Source organism: Raineya sp. (assembly GCF_053497555.1).
In genome coordinates, this window is the sequence record NZ_JBRCWE010000054.1 from 1 (window position 1) to 5,363 (window position 5,363).

General features: G+C 37.4%; 6 protein-coding genes. 1 reads left to right on the top strand and 5 read right to left on the bottom strand.

Annotated features, from left to right (window positions below; translation table 11 throughout):
* Positions 1 to 98 precede the first annotated feature (98 nt).
* The 5 genes from ACWITO_RS07015 to ACWITO_RS07035 form a co-directional block, all read right to left on the bottom strand.
* Positions 99 to 827, bottom strand: coding sequence for an RluA family pseudouridine synthase (locus ACWITO_RS07015; RefSeq protein ID WP_448529290.1), 729 nt, complete (start codon positions 825 to 827; stop codon positions 99 to 101).
* Between the two features lie 169 nt (positions 828 to 996).
* Entirely contained in the window at positions 997 to 1,932 is a 936-nt protein-coding gene (locus ACWITO_RS07020; RefSeq protein ID WP_448529291.1) for a rhomboid family intramembrane serine protease, read from the bottom strand.
* A gap of 1 nt (position 1,933) precedes the next feature.
* Positions 1,934 to 2,524: a rhomboid family intramembrane serine protease gene (locus tag ACWITO_RS07025; RefSeq protein ID WP_448529292.1), complete on the bottom strand. Its 591-nt coding sequence runs from the start codon at positions 2,522 to 2,524 to the stop codon at positions 1,934 to 1,936.
* A 97-nt stretch (positions 2,525 to 2,621) separates the two neighbouring features.
* Positions 2,622 to 3,863, bottom strand: coding sequence for a M16 family metallopeptidase (locus tag ACWITO_RS07030; RefSeq protein WP_448529293.1), 1,242 nt, complete (start codon positions 3,861 to 3,863; stop codon positions 2,622 to 2,624).
* Between the two features lie 80 nt (positions 3,864 to 3,943).
* Positions 3,944 to 4,246: a DUF721 domain-containing protein gene (locus tag ACWITO_RS07035; protein ID WP_448529294.1), complete on the bottom strand. Its 303-nt coding sequence runs from the start codon at positions 4,244 to 4,246 to the stop codon at positions 3,944 to 3,946.
* A gap of 480 nt (positions 4,247 to 4,726) precedes the next feature.
* On the opposite strand from ACWITO_RS07035, the gene msrA reads away from it, so the two are divergent.
* The gene (msrA, locus tag ACWITO_RS07040; RefSeq protein WP_448529295.1) at positions 4,727 to 5,278 is read left to right on the top strand and encodes a peptide-methionine (S)-S-oxide reductase MsrA; all 552 of its coding nucleotides are present in this window, start codon (positions 4,727 to 4,729) and stop codon (positions 5,276 to 5,278) included.
* Positions 5,279 to 5,363 lie beyond the last annotated feature (85 nt).

Below are 5,363 nucleotides of genomic sequence, written 5' to 3' on the forward strand. Positions count from 1 at the left end.
CCTTTATGGTCATTTTTATCCGAAGAATTATCAAAAAAAATAAATCCTAAACAACCTCAGACTTTACAAAGTAAAAACTGAAAAGAAAACAATCAAACTTATGAGGCATTTTTTTCCAAAATTTTCAGTAAAACTGCAAAATCTTTCGGATAGGGGGCTTGTCCGTAAATCAATTCACCTTTCAAACCTTCAAATTGTAAAGCAAAAGCGTGTAAGGCAACTCTTTGCATTATAGGTTGCTCCTCTTTATCTTGAGCTAACTTAAACTTTCTTTTCAATTGCGAAAGAAACACCCAACTGCCTCCATACATTTCATCGGCTATGATAGGAGCTTTCAGGGCTTTGAGATGAATACGAATTTGGTGCATACGCCCTGTGTGGGGGCGAGCTTCTATGAGCGTAAAATTACCAATATGCCTTAAAGTCTGAAAGGTTGTATGAGCTTTCTGCCCTTCTTGGAAATCAATGGTTACCATACCTTTTTTGGAAAGTTTGAGAATAGGAAAAGTTGCCTCTGTTTGTTCAAAATGATGCACGCCTTCGGAAACAGCGTGATAAATTTTGGTAACTTTTCGGCGTTCGAAAGCAATAGAAAGATGGCGATAAGCTTCGGGGTGCTTGGCAATAGCCAGTATGCCCGAAGTCTCTTTATCCAAACGGTGGCAAAGTTGATAGTCGGGATTGTGTTTGCGTAAAAGAGCAATAATACTGGTATGCTTGCGGTCTTGGGTGCGTTCATCAAGCGTAGCCATTAGCGGCGGCTTATTGAGCAGGATATAATCTTCGTTTTCAAATAGTATTAAATCTTCAAAATTTATTTTGGACATAGAACTTGTCTGAATATTTTGAACGTAAGTTTATTGTTAGGTTTATGGGTTCAAAGGTTTGAGCGTTTTAAGTTCAAGGGTTTAAGGGTTCAAAGGTTTAAGGGTTTGAGGGTTCAAAAAAACACAAACTTCAAACCTCAAACTTCAGACTTTTCAACCTTTTGAGCCTTCAATCTTTTCTGCTTGCCATAAAGAGTTTTTGCTTTTCTTCTTTGGTGAGGCTATCATAGCCTTTGGCAGAAATTTTATCTAAAATAGCATCTATTTCTTCTTGGGTAGGTACATAATCAGTATTTTGAGAGCTATCGGCTTTTTTCTGTTCAGATTTGACATTGGTTTTAATGCGAACTTTCTCTTCTTTCACATAACGTACTTTCATTTTTGGCTTTCTGCGTACTCCAAAATTTCTAAAAAAGGCAAGTACCCAAGCAATAGGCTTGCTCCAATCGTTCCCTTTGCGAAGTTGCACAACAAACAAATAGCCCAGCAAAGCCCCTCCTAAATGGGCGGCATTTCCCCCTGTATTAGGGCTTGCCAAAAACAAAAATGAAACAATCACCATGAACCAAGCGATGTATTTGAGCCTCACGGGGAAAATACCAAAAAGCAACACCATAGCATTAGGGGCAATTGTTGCGGCGGCAACCATTACGGCATACACACCTCCCGAAGCTCCCAAAAGATGTACCATCTGCCGAGCGGCAAACAAACGAGGTACAGCATTATAGATTATCAGGAAAAACAAAGCTCCCATAAGTACCCCCCACACATAAATAGCTACTACTCGCTGACTACCAATGTAATCTTGTACCAAACGCCCCATCCAATAGAGCATCAGCATATTGAACAAGATATGTAAAATATCTGTGAAATCGTGCAAAAATCCATAGGAAAGAGCCGTCCAGGGGCGTGTAACAAACGTAAGCAAATCAGGGCTTAAAACTAGCCACTCCAAAGCACTTATTCTATCACTTCCCGCCAACCAGAAAATTACCCTCAAAAATCCTATCAGCAGAAAAGCAACCACATTGATAATAATGAGTTGTACCACCCCATTATTATCTCGCTTGAAAGCATTGCGAAAATCTGCAAAAATATCGGTCATTTCAGTATCTTTTAGGAATTTTCCAAACAAGTTTTATCATAATAAATCCTAACAACATTCCTGCCAAATGAGCCAAATGCCCTACTCTATCGCCGGGTAAATTTTGCCACATATACGAAACTTCAAAAACCAAATACAAAAGTACCAAATACTTTGCTTTCAGAGGAATAGGCGGAAAAAGTAATTGCAAAACCAAATTAGGAAATATCAAGGCAAAGCTCGTAACCACCCCAAAAACTGCCCCCGAAGCCCCAATGGAAGGAATTATATCGCCATTGTAGTAATCTACACCCAAAGATAATGCACCTGCTCCAATTCCGCAAATCATATACAATAATAAAAAACGATTTGTTCCTAAAACTTGTTCCAAAACACTGCCAAAAAATACCAAACCCAGCATATTGCTAAAAATATGAAAAAAATTGGCGTGCATAAACATATGCGTAAGCAGTTGATATGGCATAAAATATGGTGTCTGAATATCCCACAAGGCAAAATTTTCTATGGCATACTCAAAATTCATTGACATCAGAATAAAAGCCACTATGTTCAAAATAAGTAATGTCCTGACCGTAGGTGTAAGTGTGTACATAAAAAATTGCTAAAAATTAGTTAGTTGAAGGAAAATACGAATATTGCTTCTTTTACTTTCTGCTTTCCAACACTTCAAAGATATGAGAGTTTGCTTTTCAAATATGTTCTGCTCTGTAAAACAGCGTTGAACATTTCTGCGGTTGTAATATTTCTTGGGCTACTGCCTGAACTTTTTGTGTCGTAATGTTGAAAATATCTTGTTCATAGCGATTGTACTTTTCAGCATCTTGGAGCATTTCAAAAAAGCACAAGTTCATAGCAATATCCAATTCTTCCATTTTGGCAAAAAGATGCGTAGAAACTGCCTTATTCTGTACCTTACGCAACTCTCTTTCGCTTACGCCCTTTTCTATAAGCTCGAAAATTTCATTTTCTACGGCTTGGTTGGCTTCTTGCAGAGAAATATTAGGGTTCAACATTCCTTGAACTACAAGCAAGCCTTCATCAACAGAGTTAGTAATATAAGCCGAAATATCTGTAAAAATCTGTTTTTTCCTCACCAAGTTTTCAAAAAGCCTTGATGATTTGCCACGCCCCAAAACATCGCTTATCAAGTCAGCGGTTTCAAAGTCGGGGTGCAAGCGAGCAGGCATTTTATAGGCTTTGTACAAGGCATTCAAAGGTACAGGAGCCGAAACTTCTAACCAACGAGCCTCTGTTTGCATAGGTTCGGTAGGTAAATTTCTGTGATAGGGCTTTCCTGCTTCAATAGGCTCAAACCATTTGCGAGCCAAACGCTCAACTTCTGCTACCGAAACATTACCCGCAACACACAAAATGGCATTATTAGGGCGATAAAAACGAAAGAAAAAGTCTTTCACATCTTGCATTGTAGCCTGCTCTATGTGGCTGATGTCTTTGCCAATTGTAGCCCATCGGTAGGGGTGTTTCTCGTATGCCAAAGGACGCAGTTTTAGCCATACATCACCATAAGGCTGATTGAGATAGCGTTGCTTAAATTCCTCAATCACTACATTTCTCTGCACTTCCAGAACTTTTTCATCAAAAGAGAGCGATAACATTCTATCGGATTCCAGCCAAAAAGCCGTTTCCAAATTGCTTGCGGGCAAGGTGATGTAATAGTTAGTTATATCATTAGAGGTAAAAGCATTACATTCGCCGCCTACTCTTTGCAAATGCTCATCAAAATTGGGTATATGCTTTGAGCCACCAAACATCAAATGCTCAAAAAGATGTGCAAAGCCTGTTTTCGTTTCGTTTTCATCTTTTGCTCCTACATTATAAAGCAAATTAAACGCCGCAATGCCTACATTTTTATTTTGATGAACTAAAACCCTTAATCCATTGGATAGTGTAAATTTCTCGTATTGTATCATAGTGTCGTGTTGAAGTTTTTTACTTGCATAAATACCTAAAATCCGGCATCTTGCTTCTTGATGCCTATTTCCATAAATGTCTAAACAAAGTGTATATCCTTTACCATTTCGTAATTGAATTTTTCGTTGATAAGATTACGAATTTTGCTTTTGTGCATCATCAATTCCTGACGCAGTACAGAGGAAACAATCTTTATGTGCAGAATGTTATTTTTGAGATAAATATTTTGAGTTTGCTCCGCAATAGGTTTCCCCATTACACTTTGCCAAATATCTTTGATGTTGAGTTCATCAAAACGAACTTTCTGAGGAAACTGACTAACAACTCCCTCTAAAATTTCTTTGAGCAAATGTGGCTGAGCGTTTCTTTTCTGAGATGGCATAAATGTTGGGTTTGAGGTTTGAAATTTAAGGTTTGAAGTTTAGGGTTTGAGGTTTAAGGTTTTTGCTGTTGAATTTTGCACTTTTTAAGCCTAAAAATATCGTGATTATTTACGTTCAAAAGTTTAAAAGTTCAAGAGTTTGAGAAAAAGTTTTCTTCATTTTTCTATACTACAAATAAGACCTAAACAATTACAAAATAGCCTATATTCAAAATATTTAACCAAACTCCTTGTTTTATCTCCTATCTCCTTAATTTTAGCTTCAAATTTACGAAAAATCACGGCACGGATACTTAAAATTTTGAAAAAAATGATGTTTGAACAGAAAAAAACTGATTTTCAAAACCAAAGTCATACCTCTTTCGTTTGTATTGAAAAAAGATTATGCTTTCTAAAATTTTTTCTTGGGCTTTTATAGGAATATTCTTGTTTTCTTTACCAACTTGCGGACAAAAAAAGTCTGCTAAATCTAATAGCAATATGGAAATATCTCAGAATGCGAAATTGGAAGTTGCCACGCTGGGAGCGGGCTGTTTTTGGTGTGTTGAAGCTGTTTTTCAGCGAATAAAAGGCGTTGTAAAAGTGGAATCGGGTTATTCAGGGGGTAAAACTGAAAATCCTACTTACAAAGCTGTTTGTGAAGGTATTACAGGGCACGCCGAAGTCTGCCAAATCACTTTTGATAAAAACCAAATCAGTTTTACTGAAATTTTAGAAGTTTTCTTCGGCACTCACGACCCCACCACCCTCAACCGACAAGGTAACGATGTAGGCACTCAGTACCGCTCGGCTATTTTTTATCACAATGAAGAGCAACGAAAAACTGCTGAAAAAGTTATTCAAACACTTACAGCGGAAAAGGTTTTTGAAAAACCTATTGTAACCGAAGTTACACCATTCACCAAGTTTTACAAAGCAGAAGATTACCACCAAAACTATTACAACAACAATCCTACGCAGGGCTATTGTTATTTTGTTATCCGCCCCAAAATTGAAAAATTGCAAAAGGTATTCAAAGAAAAGCTGAAGTAGCTAAATGTGTCTGTATCAGGATTTACAGGATTGAAGAATTTACAAGATAAAAGTGGGAAAAATAATCCTGCTAATCCTAAAATCC

Coding starts and splice junctions, on each gene's coding strand:
- ACWITO_RS07035 (WP_448529294.1), bottom strand. CDS start 4,246: ATGCCATCTCAGAAAAGAAACGCTCAGCCACATTTGCTCAAAGAAATT.
- ACWITO_RS07015 (WP_448529290.1), bottom strand. CDS start 827: ATGTCCAAAATAAATTTTGAAGATTTAATACTATTTGAAAACGAAGAT.
- ACWITO_RS07025 (WP_448529292.1), bottom strand. CDS start 2,524: ATGTACACACTTACACCTACGGTCAGGACATTACTTATTTTGAACATA.
- ACWITO_RS07030 (WP_448529293.1), bottom strand. CDS start 3,863: ATGATACAATACGAGAAATTTACACTATCCAATGGATTAAGGGTTTTA.
- msrA (WP_448529295.1), top strand. CDS start 4,727: ATGGAAATATCTCAGAATGCGAAATTGGAAGTTGCCACGCTGGGAGCG.
- ACWITO_RS07020 (WP_448529291.1), bottom strand. CDS start 1,932: ATGACCGATATTTTTGCAGATTTTCGCAATGCTTTCAAGCGAGATAAT.